The 17068-nt window shown below is 65.6% G+C and carries 14 protein-coding genes; 7 read left to right on the top strand and 7 right to left on the bottom strand.

Annotated features, from left to right (window positions below; translation table 11 throughout):
* Nucleotides 1-32: 32 nt before the first annotated feature.
* Nucleotides 33-707: a TetR/AcrR family transcriptional regulator gene (locus BJ122_RS13190; protein WP_110781461.1), complete on the bottom strand. Its 675-nt coding sequence runs from the start codon at nucleotides 705-707 to the stop codon at nucleotides 33-35.
* Nucleotides 708-1371: 664 nt separating this feature from the next.
* Here BJ122_RS13190 and BJ122_RS13195 point away from each other — a divergent pair.
* From BJ122_RS13195 to BJ122_RS13225, 7 genes are all read left to right on the top strand, one after another.
* Nucleotides 1372-2244, top strand: coding sequence for an alpha/beta fold hydrolase (locus tag BJ122_RS13195; RefSeq protein WP_110781464.1), 873 nt, complete (start codon nucleotides 1372-1374; stop codon nucleotides 2242-2244).
* A 320-nt stretch (nucleotides 2245-2564) separates the two neighbouring features.
* Nucleotides 2565-3557, top strand: a complete 993-nt coding sequence (locus BJ122_RS13200) for an ABC transporter substrate-binding protein (protein WP_110781466.1) — start codon at nucleotides 2565-2567, stop codon at nucleotides 3555-3557.
* Entirely contained in the window at nucleotides 3557-4390 is an 834-nt protein-coding gene (locus tag BJ122_RS13205; RefSeq protein ID WP_110781468.1) for an ABC transporter permease, read from the top strand. Before BJ122_RS13200 ends, BJ122_RS13205 begins: the two co-directional genes overlap by 1 nt.
* Nucleotides 4384-5115 (top strand): ABC transporter ATP-binding protein, encoded by a 732-nt coding sequence (locus BJ122_RS13210; RefSeq protein ID WP_110781470.1) that lies wholly within the window; start codon nucleotides 4384-4386, stop codon nucleotides 5113-5115. The genes BJ122_RS13205 and BJ122_RS13210 overlap by 7 nt, the downstream gene beginning before the upstream one ends.
* 142 nt (nucleotides 5116-5257) lie before the next feature.
* Entirely contained in the window at nucleotides 5258-6346 is a 1089-nt protein-coding gene (locus BJ122_RS13215; protein ID WP_110781472.1) for an acyl-CoA dehydrogenase family protein, read from the top strand.
* Nucleotides 6343-7293, top strand: coding sequence for an AAA family ATPase (locus BJ122_RS13220; RefSeq protein WP_110781474.1), 951 nt, complete (start codon nucleotides 6343-6345; stop codon nucleotides 7291-7293). Before BJ122_RS13215 ends, BJ122_RS13220 begins: the two co-directional genes overlap by 4 nt.
* Entirely contained in the window at nucleotides 7293-8699 is a 1407-nt protein-coding gene (locus BJ122_RS13225; protein ID WP_110781476.1) for a VWA domain-containing protein, read from the top strand. Before BJ122_RS13220 ends, BJ122_RS13225 begins: the two co-directional genes overlap by 1 nt.
* A 228-nt stretch (nucleotides 8700-8927) precedes the next feature.
* Here the strand turns inward: BJ122_RS13225 and trxC are convergent, their stop codons facing one another.
* From trxC to BJ122_RS13255, 6 genes are all read right to left on the bottom strand, one after another.
* Nucleotides 8928-9356, bottom strand: a complete 429-nt coding sequence (trxC, locus tag BJ122_RS13230) for a thioredoxin TrxC (RefSeq protein WP_110781477.1) — start codon at nucleotides 9354-9356, stop codon at nucleotides 8928-8930.
* A gap of 93 nt (nucleotides 9357-9449) precedes the next feature.
* Nucleotides 9450-9809 (bottom strand): rhodanese-like domain-containing protein, encoded by a 360-nt coding sequence (locus BJ122_RS13235; RefSeq protein ID WP_110781479.1) that lies wholly within the window; start codon nucleotides 9807-9809, stop codon nucleotides 9450-9452.
* 265 nt (nucleotides 9810-10074) lie between these two features.
* Nucleotides 10075-13524, bottom strand: coding sequence for a pyruvate carboxylase (pyc, locus tag BJ122_RS13240; RefSeq protein ID WP_110781481.1), 3450 nt, complete (start codon nucleotides 13522-13524; stop codon nucleotides 10075-10077).
* A 372-nt stretch (nucleotides 13525-13896) separates the two neighbouring features.
* Nucleotides 13897-15024, bottom strand: coding sequence for an acyl-CoA dehydrogenase family protein (locus BJ122_RS13245; protein ID WP_027279107.1), 1128 nt, complete (start codon nucleotides 15022-15024; stop codon nucleotides 13897-13899).
* A 14-nt stretch (nucleotides 15025-15038) separates the two neighbouring features.
* A complete protein-coding gene (locus tag BJ122_RS13250; RefSeq protein ID WP_110781483.1) occupies nucleotides 15039-16226 on the bottom strand; it encodes an acetyl-CoA C-acyltransferase in 1188 nt (395 codons plus the stop codon).
* A gap of 48 nt (nucleotides 16227-16274) precedes the next feature.
* Complete coding sequence (locus BJ122_RS13255; protein ID WP_110781484.1) at nucleotides 16275-17039, bottom strand: 3-hydroxyacyl-CoA dehydrogenase; 765 nt, start codon at nucleotides 17037-17039, stop codon at nucleotides 16275-16277.
* Between the last annotated feature and the right edge of the window lie 29 nt (nucleotides 17040-17068).

The raw sequence follows: 17068 nt of genomic DNA on the forward strand, positions 1-17068 counted from the left end.
GGCAGATTCCAAATGGCCAAGGCAGGAAATTCTCAAACAGCGGCAAGGTCGACCGGCCGGCCCGGCGGCGCCTCCGTCGGTCGGTACGCGGCCACAAACACCCGGATGCCGCCCTCGATCAGCGCCTGATATTCCGCGCGTGTCGGCGGGTTCAGCGACAATTCCCAGCGCAGATGCATGCGGCCCTGCACCAGGCTGAGAAACTGGGTGGCGGCGAGCGCAATATTCGGGATCACCAATGCGCCGCGCGCGACGGCGAGCTTCAGAAAACCCTCGACTTCCTGTTCGCAGCGCCGCGGGCCAGCGGCCAGAAACACTTCGGCGAGTTTGGGAAAGCGCGGCGCGGTGGTCATGATCAACCGATGCATGCCAAGGCCGCGATCATCCAGGAAGAACGCGGTGTAGCTCTCCGCGATGGCCGACAGCGCCTGTTCGAGATCGAGCGGGCCGTCTTGCGGCTGCCACAGCGCCTGCGGGCCGAGCCTTCGGCATTCCTCATCGACCAGCGTCACCAGCAGATCGTCCTTGCTGGCGAAGTGCACATAGAGCGTCGCCTTGGAGACGCCGGCCTGCCGGGCGATCATATCCATGCTGGTGGCGTCGAAGCCGAGCTCGACAAACAGGGTGCGCGCCGCTTCCAGAATCTGCCGGTATTTCCGGTTTTCGCCAGACAATTCAGTGGCATCGCATTTATTGGGCCGGGCCATGTTGCGCTCCGCTGCGGTCGTCGATCGCTGCTTGTAGCCCGTTGCTGGCGCCAGCGCAATAAAACTGAACGGTTTAGTATAGTTTACAAAACGTCACCGCGGGTGGGCGGGTGGCGAACTGGTGAGGACACGGGGCGGGCTGTTGGTGCCGCAGGCAGAGCCTGCGCCGGCCAAAGCAGGGGCGTTCAAGACGCGCTTGTCCCTCCCCCCTTGTGGGGAGGGTGGCCGACCCGATGCCAATGGGTCGGCCGGGTGGGGGCATCCGGCCAGCACCTTAGGCATTGCGGACAGCAATGTGATCGGTCTCGGCCAAGCTCAACGACAGAGCAACTTCACTTCAATCGCCCCCCACCCGACCGGCCTTACGGCCGGCCACCCTCCCCACCGCTTCGCGGGGGGAGGGAAAAATGCGCCTCACAATGCGGCTCACTTGGCTACACGCACGTTCCATTGATCTCTGCGATCCCCCTCCCCGTCATTGCTGTGCATGTTCAACAATTCGGTGATCGAATCCCCCTTCAGGGAGGCTTCGATGCGCGACAGCGGCACCAAAGGCCAAGTGCCGATGGAAGTGCAGGCGTAGGCGGAGGTAGCGGCGGCGGCGCCGGCATGTCAGCATCGGCGCAACCCATCAGGCCAAAAGGCCGCCAGCCCCTATCGAGCCATGTCCGTTCCAGAAAGCCGCTTCTATCAATCGCACGGCCTCAATCTGCACTATGCCGATTGGGGCAATGACGGCGCGCCGCCGCTGTTGCTGGCGCATGGTGGCCGCGACCATGGCCGTAGCTGGGACCGGATCGCCACCGCGCTGCAGCCGCATTATCACGTGCTGGCGCCCGATCTGCGCGGCCATGGCGATTCCGACTGGACCAGAGGCGGCAGCTACAGCCTGCCGGAATATGTCTACGATCTGCGCCGCCTGGCGCAGCAGCTCGGCGACGCGCCGCTGACGCTGATCGGCCATTCGATGGGCGGCATGGTGGCGTCGGTCTATGCCGGTGCGTTTCCAGCGGGCGTGGCAAAGCTGGTGATCATCGACGGCATCACCGTGCTGCCGAGCACGGCGCGCACGCCGGCGCCAGAGCGGCTCGGCAAATGGGTCAGCGATCTCGAGCGGCTGGAACAACGCACGCCGCGCCGCTTTGCGACCCTTGCCGATGCCGCCGCGCAGCTGCGGCTGCGCAATCCACGCCTGGCGCCCGAGCTGGCCGACCATCTCGCCAAGCATGGCACCAGGCTCCATGACGATGGCCGCTATGGTTGGAAATTCGATCCCTGTCAGCGCGTGATGGCGCCGCATCGGCTGTGGCCGCAGGACTATATCGAGTTCTGGACAAAGATCAGTTGCCCGACTTTGCTGCTGCGCGGCGCCGATAGCGCGCTCGGCGACCCGGCCGCCGCTGGCATCACCCGTTACTTCCACAACGCGCATGTCGAAACCATCAGCAACGCCGGCCACTGGCTGCATCACGATCAGCCGCAGCACACGATCGAATTGATCTGCCGTTTTCTCGGGCAACCCGCGCCCGCGCTGTAACCAGCCGATACACGATTAGCTGATACGACGCGACATCGGCGCCGCTGGACAGCCACGCGGCGAGCGTTATGTTTCACTGAATAGATCGCTACGATGGGAGACAGTCACCCCGTCATCATACCGCCCGCGGCTGCGACATTAAGGCCGCGCCGCTGGGCACGACGCTTGCAACACCTGCTAGCGGTAAGCGCACGCGATTGCGCTGGATTGCTTCGCTTCGCTCGCAATGAAGGATGCGGGTTTTCTGCCAAACGGAATCTCGGATCGTTTCGTCGCGGGCAGCCCCCTGTCGCAACGACCATCATGGATCAGGACTCATCATGAACCACACGCTGTCTCGCCGCACCGCGCTCGCCGGATTGGGCGCCCTCGGCCTGTCACCGCTGCTGCCGCCGTTCGCGGCGGCCGCGCCGCAACCCGGCCTGGAAATTCTCGGCGCGCCGAATGGCTCGACCGTGGTGCTGGCGCAGCTGTTGGAATCCGGCGCACTCGCCGCAGCGGCGCCCGGCGCCAGCTTCCGGCTGTGGCGCACCACCGACGAGCTGCGTGCCGGCATCGTGTCGGGCAAGACCAAGCTGTTCTCGACGCCGAGCCATGTGCCGGCCAATCTCGCCAATCGCGGCCTGCCGCTGCGCATGCTGTGCCTGCTCGGCATGGGCCATCTGTCGATCATCACCAGCGACGACAGCATTCAGGATTTCCGCGATCTCGCCGGCAAGCCGGTGCTCGGCTTCTTCCGCCACGACATGCCCGATCTCACCTTCCGCGCGATCGCCAAGATGGAAGGGCTCGATCCCGACAAGGACATTCAGCTCAGCTATGTGCAGACCTCGATCGAGGCCGCGCATCTCTTGGCAGCCGGCCGCGCCACCACCGCCGTGCTCTCTGAACCGCCCGCGACCGCGGCGATGATGATGGCCGCCAAGGAAGGCCGCAACCTGCGCCGCGCCTTTGAGCTCAACACGATCTGGGGCCGGCACAAGGGCCAGGCGCGCATTCCGATGGCCGGCATCGCGCTGCATGCCAGCCTGCTCGACGAAGCGCCGGAACTAATAGCGGCACTGCGCGCCGGTTTGCCCGCTGCCAAGCAGCAGGTGATCGGCAATCCCGCGGCCGCCGCCAAGCTCGCGGAAAGCCGCATGGAAATGCGCGCGCCCGTGTTCGAGAAGGCGCTTCCGTTCCTGCATGTCGACCTTGTGTCCGCCAAGGCGGCGCAGGCCGAGCTACAGGAATTCTACCAGACGCTGCTTGAGATCGAGCCGGGCGCGCTCGGCGGCAAGCTGCCGTCCGACGATTTCTATCTCGATCTGTGATGACCGGCTGGCGCAGGCGAGCTGCGGCGCTGATCTGGCCCACACTTGGCATCGCGGCGCTGCTGATGGTGTGGGCGCTGGTTCACCACGCCTATGGCGCGCTGGTGATGCCGAGCCTTGCCGACACCGCGGCAGCGCTGCAGCGGATCGCGGCGTCGGGCACCCTGATCAACGCACTAAGCTCGACACTGCTACACGCGGTTGGCGGCGTGCTGCTCGGCATCAGCACCGGCTTCGCGCTCGGCCTCGCTGGCGGGCTGATCGTGCCGCTCGGCGCGGCGCTGGCGCCGATCGCTTCGATCATTTTGGCGATTCCGCCGATCGTCTGGGTGGTGCTGTCGTTTCTGTGGTTCGGCGTCGGCGGCTTGGGCGCGCTGATCACGGTGGCGATCACCACCATGCCGGTGATCTTTGCGGCGACGCTGCAAGGCTACCGCGCGCGCGATCCGCTCTTGGCCGAAATGGCCACCGTGTTTCGCCTGCCATGGCGAAGCCGCCTGTTCCGAATAACGCTGCCCGGCCTTGCGACCGTGCTGGCGCCGGCGCTGACCACCGCGATCGCGATTTCCTGGAAAGTGGCGCTGACCGCCGAAGTGCTTGGCGACGGCTCCGGAATCGGCGGCCGGTTCGCCGAGGCGCGCGCCCATCTCGATCTTGCCGAAGCGATGGCCTGGATCGCGCTGGTGGCGTGTCTGGTGCTGGTGGTCGATAAGATCAGCTTGGGCTCGCTGCGCCACTGGCTGCAGCGCGCGCAGCCGGCCTCGCCTTCAGCACTGATTGAACAACCGGCACGCTGCGCCGCGCCGCCCGCTGCGACTGAGCGACGATGCTGACGCTGTCCAACATCGCGATCACGCTCGGCGGCCGCCTGCTGCTCGATCGTTTCGACCTCACCATCAATCCCGGCGAAATCACCGTGTTGCTCGGCCGCTCCGGGATCGGCAAGACCACCGTGCTGCGGCTCGCCGCCGAATTGCTGCGGCCAAATAGCGGCACCATCGTCAACAGCTTCCGCCGCACCAGCTACGTGTTTCAGGAGCCACGGCTGCTGCCCTGGAGCAGCGCGCTCGACAATGTCGCAATGGCGCTCGATCCGCTGGAGCGCTCACGCCGCAAGCGCCGCGCCGAGGCCGCGCTGTGGCTGACGCGGCTCGGCTTTGAGCCGCGTGATTTCGGCAAATATCCCGCGCAGCTATCGGGCGGCATGCAATCGCGGGTCGCGATCGCGCGCGCGCTGATCGTCAAGCCGGAACTGGTGTTGATGGACGAGCCGTTCGCGGCGCTCGATTTCCCGCTGCGCCGGCAATTGCAGGCGCTGACCCGCGATTTGTGCCGCGCGCAGAATACAGCGGCGTTGTTCGTGACGCATGATCTGGCGGAAACCGCCGCGATCGCCGACCGGGTCGCGGTGATGGGCGGCAGCCCGGCGCGAGTCCTCAGCAGTTTTGCCCAGACGCCGACCCCGTCGCTTCCGGAGCTATGGGTGGCGGTCGCCGAACTGGCGCAGCGCGGCGAACTGCGCGACGTGTTCGATCCGCCTGCACCAAGCGTCGTCTGAGCTGAGTGGCGCGCCGTCGCGCTCCTCGTTCCGCCGCGCGAAATGACAGAAAGCACTCGCAGCGTCGGCATTGGGCCGCTACAAATCGAAGCGGGGAAACGCTTCGGCACAAGAGCTGCGGCACAACAGCGGTCGTCGATCGATGCGACACGACACAGAACAGGCTGTCGCTGAACAGGCGGTCGCCGAACGGATCGCGGCGTGGCAACAGCGGCGATCACAGGACAGCGGCGCCGATCCGTTCGCATTGATGGCCGAAGCCGGGCTGTTCGCGATCGGCCTGCCCGGCACCCATGCCGCGCTCGACAGCTATCAGGCGATCGCGATCGCCGATCATGCCATTGCCGCCGCCACCGGCGAACTGGGCCTTGCGATGGCGTTCAGCGCCCGGCAATTGACGGCGCGGTTTTTCATCGGCGGCTTTGCGGACCAAGCGCAGCGCGACCAATGGCTGCCGCGCATCGCCGCCGGCCAGCATTGGGCGGCGATTGCGATCTCCGAGCCCGGCGCCGGCGCCCATCCCAAACATCTGCAAACCAGCGCCGAGATCACTGCCGATGGCGTGCGGCTGCGCGGCCGCAAAGCGTTCATCACCAATGGCCCGGTTGCCGATCTGTTTCTGGTGCTGGCGATCATCGCGATTGATGACGGCCGCAAGCGCTATGGGCTGTTCGCGGTGCCGCGCGGCACGCCGGGGCTGACGGTGACGCCGATGCCGTCACTCGATGTGCTGGCGCCGGCGAGCCATGGCGAGCTGAACTTTGATGATTGCCTGCTGCCATCGAGCGCGCGGATCGGCACCATGGCCGAGGCCTATCCGGTGATGGCGCTGCCGTTTCGCGATCTTGAAGACACGATCGCGACCTCCGGCACGGCGGGCTTTTTGACCTGGCTGCTGCGGTTAGCGGCAGAGCGCAGTCCGCGCGGCGATGACGACGCGCTGGCGCTGGGACGGCTGGCGGGCTTGGTGTCGCTGATCGATGCCGCGAGCCAACAGGCGGTGCAGGCGCTCGACCATCACGAGCCTCCCGTACCGGCGCGGCTGATCGGCGTGCGCGATCTTGCGCGCACCATCACCGCCGAGCTTCGCACCCTGCTCGCCGCGCAGCCGACCGACAGCGCGCTGGAACGCAAGCTGGCCGCCTTTGATCTCCTCGCCGGCATCGCGCGCGAGCCACGACGGCTGCGCCAGATCAGCCTCGGCCAATCGCTATGGAGTGAACAGCAGTGACGCATCAACTTCCTTCCAGCGACGCCGTCGCCGCGGTGACCGCGGGGCTGGCTTCGGTCGGCTATATCGCCAGCCGGCAGATCGCCACCGCGATCTATCTCGCCGAGCGCATCGAAAAGCCGATCCTGGTGGAAGGCCCGGCCGGCGTCGGCAAGACCGAACTGGCCAAGGCATTGGCGCAGTGGCGCGGCCTGAAGATGCTGCGCATGCAGTGCTATGAAGGACTCGATGAGGCCAAGGCACTCTATGAGTGGAAATACGCCAAGCAGCTGCTCTACACCCAGATTCTGAAGGACAAGCTCGGCGAAGTGCTGGGCGGCGCGGAAACGCTGGCGGCGGCGCTGAATCGGCTGCATGATTTCGGCGACGTGTTCTTCTCCAAGGAATTTGTTGAGCCGCGGCCGCTGCTGCAAGCCTTGCAACAGCAGGATGGCTGCGTGCTGCTGGTCGATGAAATAGACAAGGCCGACGCCGAATTTGAATCGCTGCTGATGGAAATCCTGTCGGACTATCAGGTCAGCATTCCCGAACTCGGCACGATATCGGCGGCCGTCAAACCGCTGGTGCTGCTGACCTCGAATGGCGAGCGCGATCTGTCCGACGCGCTGAAGCGGCGCTGCCTGCATCTGCATATCGGCTTCCCCGAGCAGAAGCTGGAAGAACGCATTGTCGAAAGCCGGGTGCCCGGCGCCTCCAAGGCGCTGCGCGCGCAACTGGTGTCGTTCATCAATCAGCTGCGCACGCTTGATCTGAAAAAGCTGCCGTCGGTCAGCGAGACCGTCGATTGGGCGCGGGTGCTGGTGCTGCTGCAAGCCAGCGAACTCGACCATCAGACCGTCAAGGACACGCTCAACGTGCTCTTGAAATACGAGACCGATATCGAAACCGCGCTGCCGCAAGTGACGACGCTGGTCGCCAAGGCGCGCGGCGACGGCGCTTTCGGCTGATGCGCGCCGAGCTGCATCGCTTCTTTCGGGCGGCGCGCGGCGCCGGCGTGCGGGTGTCGCCCGCCGAAAGCATCGATGCCATGCGCGCGGTCGCCGATCTCGGCTTTACCGATCGCGAATTGCTGCGCGACGCGCTGCTGCTGACGCTGGCGAAAAGCCAGGATGAAAAACAGGCGCTCGCCGACTGTTTCGATCTGTTCTTCAGCCATGCCGGGCTGCCGTCCGCGCAGGACAACGACAATCAAGCGCTTGAGGCAGACGAGGCAGCATCGCCCGATGCGGCAGCAGAACCAGCCGCGGCGGCTGGCGCACCCGGCAATGCGGGCGCCGGCGGTGCCGGCGCGATGTCGCAAGGGCTCGGCGAACTATCCGCCATGCTGCTCAGCCAGGATCGCAATGCGCTCGCCGCAGCGCTGGCCAACGCCGCCAGTGCCGCGTCATTGCCCGAAATCCGCTACTTCACCCAGCGCGGGCTTTATTCCAAACGCATCCTCGATGCGCTCGGCGTCGAGCGGCTGCGCGATGATCTCAGCCGGCTGACCACCAGCCATCCGGCCGACGCCGAACGGCTTGCCAGCGCGCTCGACGGGCTGCGCGACAATGTCCGCGATAGGGTCTCGCAAGCGCTGCTGCTCTATGGCCGCGAGGAAGCGGAAAATCTGCGCCACGAAATCCTGCGCAACGCGCCGCTGGCGCGGCTCGACCGGCGCCAGGTCGAGGAGATGCAGCTTTTGATCCGCGCGATCGCGCGCCGGCTGCGCGAGCGCTACAGCAAGCCGCGCAAGCGGCAGCGCCGCGGCCATCTCGACGTGCGCAAGACGCTGCGCCGCAACGCCGCCTGGGGCGGCGTGCCGTTCCTCACCGCCTGGAAGCGCCGCCATCGCGACCGGCCGCAGATCGTGGCGCTGTGCGATGTCAGCGGTTCGGTGGCGCAGGTCTCGGATTTCTTCCTGCTGCTGATTCACAGCCTGCATGAGGTGGTGGACGAGGTGCGCTCATTCGCGTTCTCCGGCCATCTGATCGAAGTCAGCGACATTCTCGAGCGGCAGGAGCCGGCCGCGGCGATGGCCGAGATCATGAGCCAAGTCGGTTTTGGCTCATCGGATTACGGCCGCTCGCTGCAGGATTTTGAAAAAGGCTGGCTGAGCATCGTGACGCCGAAGACCACGGTGATCATCTTGGGCGATGCCCGCACCAACAAGCTCGAGCCGCGCGCTGACATCGTGCGCCGGATCGGCGAGCGCGCCAAGCGGCTGGTGTGGCTCAATCCCGAAGGCCGGATGGCCTGGGGTTGGGGCGATTCCGAGATGCCGCGCTACGCGCCGTTCTGCAATCTGGTGCGGCAATGCGCCAGCGCCAAACAGCTCGAACGCGCGGTGTCGGACATCGTCGGCGCTTATCAGTAGCAGCGCGATGCAGGGTCCGGTCGCGATAGGTTCTTCAATCGAAGTAGTTGTAGCTCTGATTTCTGACGGCGCTCAATGGTGACACGTCATGCCCGCGCTTTGTCGCGGGCATCCACGTCTTGTAGACCAACCAAGTTCGAAGACGTAGATGGCCGGGACGAGCCCGGCCATGACGCATCGATACAACAACATGCTTGCATCAGAGCCTAAGCGCGAGAAGCTTGAGCGCTAAAGATGCTGCTTGGTCCATTGCACGATCTGCCTCGCCGACATCGCGCCGGACTGGCGGGCGATCTCGCGGCCGCCGCGAAACAGCAGCAAGGTCGGAATGCCGCTGATGCCAAGCTGCGCCGCCACCGCCTGTTCGACATCGGAGTTGAGTTTCACGAGCCGCACCTGCGGTTCAAGCTCGGCCGCGGCGGCGGCAAAGGCCGGCGCCATCATCCGGCACGGCGCACACCAGGGCGCCCAAACATCGACCAGCACCGGAATCGTGCTGCGCTCGATGTGCCGGGAGAAGATCGCAGCGCTGACATCGGCGGGATGGCCGCCGAACAACGCCACACCGCATTTGCCGCATTTGGCCGCACTGGCCGGGCGCCCGTCCGGCAATCGATTGGTGGCACCACAATGAGGACAGACGATCAGTTGATCCATGGTCACGCTCCTGCGAGAGCTTCAGTTCTGACGCGCCTTCTCGACGCGGACTGGCCTACTGCGCGCGAAACTGCCATGGCGACGCGGCGCAGCCTATTGTCCGAACAATCTCGCCAGCAATCCGGGCGGCCGCGGGACGGCGACCGTCGGCAGTCCGGCGCGGCGCCAGGCCACGATGCCACCCGCCAGATAATAGGGCTCACAGATGCCGGACGCTTTGGCTTCGATCTGCCCGGCCAGCATCCGCGTACGCGCGCCGGAATGGCAGAAGAAGATCGCCTTGCGATCGCGTGCCGCTTCGAGATCCGCCGCGCGCAGGCTTGAAAGCGGAGCCGCAATCGCCCCTTCGATCATCTCCCGGTCGATTTCTTGCGGCTGGCGCACGTCGACCAGCACGGCGCCGTCAGCGATCATGCGGTGCGCTTCCTGCGGCGAGATCGTTTTGGCAGCCATCCAATATTACTCCTTGGCGGGTTTGCGGCGCTCAGCAGCTCGCGGCCCGGCCGACGCAGGCCGGGACCCCACCGCCCTTGCAGCGGCCGCGAGGCGCATATGCAGCATCATCAGGGGGCTTAAGCCAGGATGGCGCGCGGCTCTGTGACGGAGTCACAGCCGCGGCAATCAACGCCAATGCCGCGCACCGGCACTCTCGGCGCGGCCGGCTTGGTCCCTGGGAGCAGAGGCAGCGTCCCCCGGCGGCCGGGGGACGCGGCTGATATCAACCGTAAACGATCAGCAGGTCCTTGGCGTCGATCGGCGAGCCGGCCGACACCAGCACTTCGGCGATTTTACCGTCGCGCTCGGCATGCAGCGCGGTTTCCATCTTCATCGCCTCGATCGACAGCAGCACGTCGCCGGCCTTGACGTCTTGGCCGGCCTGCACCGCCACGGTCGCGACCACGCCGGGCATCGGCGCGGCGACATGGGCAGCGTTGCCTTCCTCGGCCTTGCGGCGCGCCACGATCTTGGCCGTGGCGGAGCGGTTCGGCACCTTGGCAATGCGCGGCTGGCCGTTGAGCTCGAAGAACACCTTGACCTGGCCGGTGTCGTCGGTCTCGCCGATCGCCTGGGCCAGCACCACCAAGGTCTTACCCTTTTCGATCTCGATCGCGATCTCGTCGCCCGGCTGCACCCCGTAAAAATAGATCGGGGTCGGCAGCGCCGCCGTCGGGCCGTACTGCTCCTGCATCCGCGCGTAGTCGGTGAACACCTTGGGATACATCAGATAGGACGCCAGATCGGCATCGCTGACCGCGGCGGCGTCCTTGCCGGTCTTCTTGGCGAGTTCGGCGCGCACCGCTTCGAGATCGGCCGGCGCCATCTTGGCACCGGGGCGGTCGGTATAGGCCGGCTGGCCCTTGAGGATCTTGGCCTGCAGCGCCTTCGGCCAGCCGCCCGGCGGCTGCCCGAGATCGCCGCGGAACAGTTGCACCACCGAATCCGGGAACGCGACGTCCTTGGCCGGGTCTTCGACATCCTTGATGGTGATGCCAGCCGCCACCATGGCCAGCGCCATGTCGCCAACCACCTTGGAGGTCGGCGTCACCTTGACGATGTCGCCGAACAGCCGGTTGACGTCGGCATAGGTCTGCGCGACCTCGTGCCAGCGGGTTTCCAAGCCGAGCGCGCGCGCCTGTTCCTTGAGATTGGTGAACTGGCCGCCCGGCATTTCGTGCAAGTACACTTCCGAGGCGCCCGAGCGCAGATCGCTCTCGAAGGCACGGTACTGGGTGCGCACCGCCTCCCAATAGAACGACAACTGCCGGATCACCGCCGGATCGAGCCCGGAATCGCGCTCGGTGCCGCGCAGCGCCTGCACAATCGAGCCGAGGCAGGGCTGCGAGGTCAGGCCGGACAGCGCGTCCATCGCGGCATCGACCGCATCGACCCCAGCTTCCACCGCCGCCAGCACCGACGCCGCGGCAATGCCCGAGGTGTCGTGGGTGTGGAAGTGAATCGGGATCTGGATTTCTTCACGCAGCGCCTTGAACAGCACCTTGGCGGCCGGCGGCTTGAGCAGCCCGGCCATATCCTTGACGCCGAGCACATGGGCACCGGCGCGCTCCATTTCCTTGGCGAGATCGACATAGTATTTCAGCGAATATTTGGCGCGATCCGGATCGAGAATGTCGCCGGTGTAGCACACCGAGGCTTCGGCGATCTTGTTCTCGCTGGCGACCGCATCAATCGCCGGCCGGATGTTCTCCATCCAGTTGAGCGCGTCGAAGATCCGGAACACGTCGACGCCACCCTTCGCCGCTTCGCGCACGAAGAACCGCACCACATTGTCCGGATAGTTGGCATAGCCCACGCCATTGGCGCCGCGCAGCAGCATCTGCAGCAGGATGTTCGGCACTTTTTCGCGGATCTGCGCCAGACGCTCCCACGGATCTTCGGTGAGGAAGCGCATCGCCACGTCAAAGGTGGCGCCGCCCCAGCATTCCAGCGAGAACAGTTGCGGCAGGCCGCGCGCATAGGATTCCGCCGCCGCGACGATGTCGTGGCTGCGCATGCGGGTGGCGAGTAGCGACTGGTGGCCGTCGCGCATGGTAGTGTCGGTGATGAGAATGCGCTTCTCGTTGAGCATCCAGTCGGCCAGGCCCTTGGGGCCGCGCTCATCGAGAATCTGCTTGGTGCCGGGCACGATCGGCGCATCGAACACCGGCGCCACCGGCTTTGGCGCATCCTTGGGCGGCACGGCGCGGCCGCGCACTTCGGGATGACCATTCACGGTGACGTCCGCGATGAACGACAACAGCTTGGTGGCGCGGTCGCGGCGACGCTGGCCGCGGGTCAGCTCCGGGGTCTCGTCGATGAAGCGCGTGGTGTAGCTGTTATCGCGGAATTTCGGGTGCGAGATCACCTGCTCCAGGAAGGCGAGGTTGGTGGCCACGCCGCGAATCCGGAACTCGCGCAGCGCGCGGTCCATGCGCGCGATGGTCTCCTCAGGCGTGGTACCCCAGGCGGTGACCTTTTCCAGCAGCGGATCGTAGAACCGGGTGATCACCGCGCCGGAGTAAGCGGTGCCGCCATCGAGCCGGATGCCAAAGCCCATCGCGCCGCGATAGGCGGTGATGCGGCCATAGTCCGGCACGAATTTGTTTTCCGGATCTTCGGTGGTGATGCGGCACTGCAAAGCATGGCCGTAGAGCCGGACATCGCCCTGCGCCGGCACGCCGGAGCCGGGGCGGCCGATGGTCTCGCCTTCGATGATGTGAATCTGCGCCTTGACGATGTCGATGCCGGTGACCTGCTCGGTCACGGTATGCTCGACCTGGATGCGCGGATTGACTTCGATGAAGTAGAATTTGCCGGTGTCGGCATCCATCAGGAATTCGACAGTGCCGGCGGCGACGTAGTTGGTGGCCTTGGCGATTGCCACCGCATAGCCGCACAATTCCTGGCGCTGCGCTTCGGTGAGATAAGGTGCCGGCGCGCGCTCGACCACCTTCTGATGGCGGCGCTGCACCGAACAGTCGCGCTCGAACAGATGCACGACATTGCCATGCTTGTCGCCGAGGATCTGCACCTCGACATGGCGGGCGCGTTCCACCAGCTTTTCGAGATAGACCTCGTCCTTGCCGAAAGCGGCCTTGGCCTCGCGCTTGGCGACGATCACGTCGTTCACCAGTTGCGCTTCGTCGCGGATCACGCGCATGCCGCGGCCACCGCCGCCCCAGGACGCCTTCAGCATCACCGGATAGCCGATCTCGGCGGCCAGCTTCTTGATGGTCTCAAGATCGTCCGGCAGCGGATCGGTGGCCGGCATCACCGGCACGCCGACCGAGATCGCCAGATTGCGCGCGGCGACCTTGTTGCCGAGCCGGCGCATGGTGTCCGAGGACGGGCCGATGAAAGTAATGCCGGCTTCCGCGCAGGCATCGGCGAATTCGGGGCTCTCTGACAGAAAACCGTAGCCGGGATGAATGGCGTCCGAACCGGACAGTTTGGCGACGCGAATAATTTCGGGAATCGACAGATAGGCCTCGATCGGCCCTAGCCCCTTGCCGACCTGATAGGCTTCGTCGGCCTTGAAGCGATGCAGCGCCAGCTTGTCTTCTTCGGCGAACACCGCGACCGTTTGTAACCCGAGTTCGTTCGCAGCGCGGAATACGCGGATCGCGATTTCGGAACGGTTGGCGACAAGAATTTTCTTTATTTTCAGCATGTCAGAGTTCTCCCGGCCGCCTGGGTAGTGAGAGAGTGCTAACATCGCATTGTTCAGGAACAAAAATTCCGGTGGCGCAGGTAGCCTTATCGTCTGCACGAAAGTCGCTGATCGCGGGAACTGAGCGGCACATGATCAGTTCCCCTGGCGAGCAGCACGCCAGCAGCAGATATCAGCAGCCGGCAGCAAGCATGCCCCGCTGTTAGTACCCGCCGCAACGCCTTCCATGAAGCGGAATATCAGACCCCGACACAGCTCTGATCAGTTGCGCGGAATTGCCGCACCCAACCAAAACCGATTGATCAGCCCAAAACGACAAAGGCGGTCCTGACGCCGTCAGAACCGCCTCGTCATTCAGTGAAAGCGTATCGCTTACAGGTCGCGGGCGATCACGATGCGCTGCACGTCGCTGGTGCCCTCATAGATCTGGCAGACGCGCACGTCGCGATAGATGCGCTCGACCGGAAAATCCTTGAGGTAGCCATAGCCGCCCAGCGTTTGGATCGCCGCCGAACACACCGCTTCAGCCGTTTCCGAGGCGAACAGTTTCGCCATCGACGCTTCCTTCAGGCAAGGCAGCCCGGCTTCGCGCAGGCTGGCGGCGTACAGCACCATCTGCCGGGCCGCGGCGATCCGGGTCGCCATATCAGCAAGCCGGAACGCGACCGCTTGATGCTCGATGATCGGCTTGCCGAAAGTGACGCGCTCGCGCGCATAGTCGCGCGCCGCCTCGAACGCCGCCCGCGCCATGCCGACCGACTGCGAGGCAATGCCGATCCGGCCGCCTTCCAAATTGGACAGCGCGATCTTCAAGCCTTCGCCCTCGGCACCGAGCCGCAGCTCGGCCGGAATGCGCATGTCGTTGAAGGCGAGCTGGCAGGTGTCGGAGGCGTGCTGTCCGAGCTTTTCCTCGACCCGCACCACTTCGTAACCGGGCGTATCGGTCGGCACGATGAAGGCGCTGATGCCCTTCTTGCCGGCCGCAGGATCGGTGACCGCAAACACGATGATCACCTGGCCGTTCTTGCCCGAGGTGATGAACTGCTTGGCGCCGTTGATGACGTAGTGATCGCCATCGCGCTTGGCGGTGGTGCGCAGGTTGGAGGCGTCGGAGCCGGCCTGCGGTTCAGTGAGCGCAAAACCGCCGATCCACTCGCCGCTGGCGAGTTTGGGCAGAAAACGTTCCTTCTGCGCCTCGGTGCCGAACTTCAGGATCGGCATGCAGCCGACCGAAGTGTGCACGCTCATGATGGTCGAGCAGGCACCGTCACCGACGGCGATCTCTTCGAGCGCCAGCGTATAGGCCACCATGCCGGCATCGACGCCGCCATAGGTTTCCGGCACCAGCATGCCGAGGAAACCGAGCTGGCCCATTTCGGCCAGCTCGTCCTTCGGGAACGCATGGGCGGCGTCGCGCGCCGCCGCAGTCGGCGCCAGACGCTCGCGCGCGAAATCGCGCGCGGTGTCGCGGATCTGAGTCTGGATCTCGTTGAGGATCATAGCTCGCTCACGCCTCAGGACAGCCGTTCGATCGCGACCGCGGTGGCTTCGCCGCCGCCGATGCACAGCGAAGCCACGCCGCGCTTGAGATCATACTTCTGCAGCGCCGCCAGCAGCGTCACCAGCACGCGGGCGCCGGAAGCGCCGATCGGATGGCCGAGCGCGCAGGCGCCGCCATGCACATTGACCTTGTCATGCGGCAGATCGAGATCGTGCATCGCCGCCAGCGCCACCACCGCGAACGCCTCATTGACCTCGAACAGATCGACATCGGCGAGATTCCAGCCGGTGCGCTCGGCGACCTTGCGGATCGCGCCGACCGGCGCGGTCGCGAACAGGTTCGGCTCATGGGCGTGGGTGGCGTGGCCGACGATCGCAGCGAGCGGCGTGAGGCCGCGCTTCTCCGCCTCCGAACGACGCATCAGCACCAGCGCCGCGGCACCGTCCGAGATCGACGAGGAGTTGGCCGCGGTCACGGTGCCGCCGTCGCGGAACGCCGGGCGCAGCGTCGGGATCTTGTCGAGCTTGGCCTTGAGCGGCTGCTCGTCGATCGTCACCGTGATCTCGCTCTTGCCGGACTTGACCACCACCGGCACCACTTCGCCGGCGAATGAGCCGTCCTTGATGGCGTTCTGAGCGCGGGTCAGCGAGGCGATCGCAAAGTTGTCCTGCACCTCGCGGGTGAACTGATAGTTTTGCGCGCAATCCTCGGCGAAGGTGCCCATCAGCCGGCCCTTGTCATAGGCGTCTTCCAGGCCGTCGAGGAACATGTGGTCCATGACGCGGCCATGGCCCATGCGATAGCCGCCGCGCGCGCGATCGAGCAGATAGGGCGCGTTGGTCATGCTCTCCATGCCGCCGGCCACCGCCACCTTGGCGCTGTCGGCGATCAACAGATCATGGGCCAGCATCGCGGCCTTCATGCCCGAGCCGCACATCTTGTTGACGGTGGTGCAGCCGGCCGCCAGCGACAGGCCGGCGCCGAGCGACGCCTGACGCGCCGGAGCCTGACCTTGCCCGGCGGGCAGCACGCAGCCGAACACCACTTCCTCGACCGCGTCAGCGGCAATGCCGGCGCGCTCGACGGCCGCCTTGATGGCGGTGGCGCCGAGCTGCGCGGCGGTGGCGTCCTTGAGGTCACCCTGGAAACCGCCCATCGGCGTGCGCGCGGAACCAACGATGACAACGGGGTCGTGGATCATGGAAGTCCTCCCGGGACGTGAGCTATTGGCTTGGTTGAAGCGTTATTGTCAGCGCGCGGCCATGCGCAGCGCGCCGTCGAGGCGGATCACCTCGCCATTCAACATGGTATTGGCGATGATGTGCTGCACAAGGCCCGCATATTCCGACGGACGGCCAAGGCGCGGCGGGAACGGCACGCTCTTGCCGAGCGCATCCTGCACTTCCTGCGGCATGCCGGCCATCATCGGCGTCTCGAAGATGCCGGGCGCGATGGTGACGACGCGGATGCCGTGCTGCGCCAGTTCGCGCGCCACCGGCAGCGTCATCGCCGCAACGCCGCCCTTGGAGGCCGAATAGGCCGCCTGGCCGATCTGACCGTCGAACGCCGCGACCGAGGCGGTGTTGATGATCACGCCGCGCTCGCCTTCTTCATTGGGCTGCTGCTGCATCATCGCTTCGGCGGCGAGCCGGATCATGTTGAAGGTGCCGACCAGATTGATCGAGATGGCACGCGCGAAGCTGGCGAGCTGATGCGGGCCCTTGCGGCCGACCACCTTCTCGCCGGGCGCAACGCCCGCGCAGTTGACGAGGCCGGACAGCTGACCAAGCTCCTGCGCCAGCTTCACCGCCGCCTGGCCGTCTTCTTCCTTGGTGACGTCGGTGGTCAGGAAGCGGAAATGGCCGCCGAGTTCAGCCTCGAGCGCCGCACCCGCGGTCTGATTGAGGTCGAGACCGACCACCTTGGCGCCAGCGGCGACCAGGCTGCGGGCGGTGGCGGCGCCAAGCCCGGAGGCAGCGCCGGTGACCAGGAACACGCGATCCTTGATGTTCATTGTTCTGTCCAGTTTCTTGAATGCGTTGT

It is taken from the genome of Rhodopseudomonas faecalis (genome assembly GCF_003217325.1).
Classification (GTDB): Bacteria; Pseudomonadota; Alphaproteobacteria; order Rhizobiales; family Xanthobacteraceae; genus Rhodopseudomonas; species Rhodopseudomonas faecalis.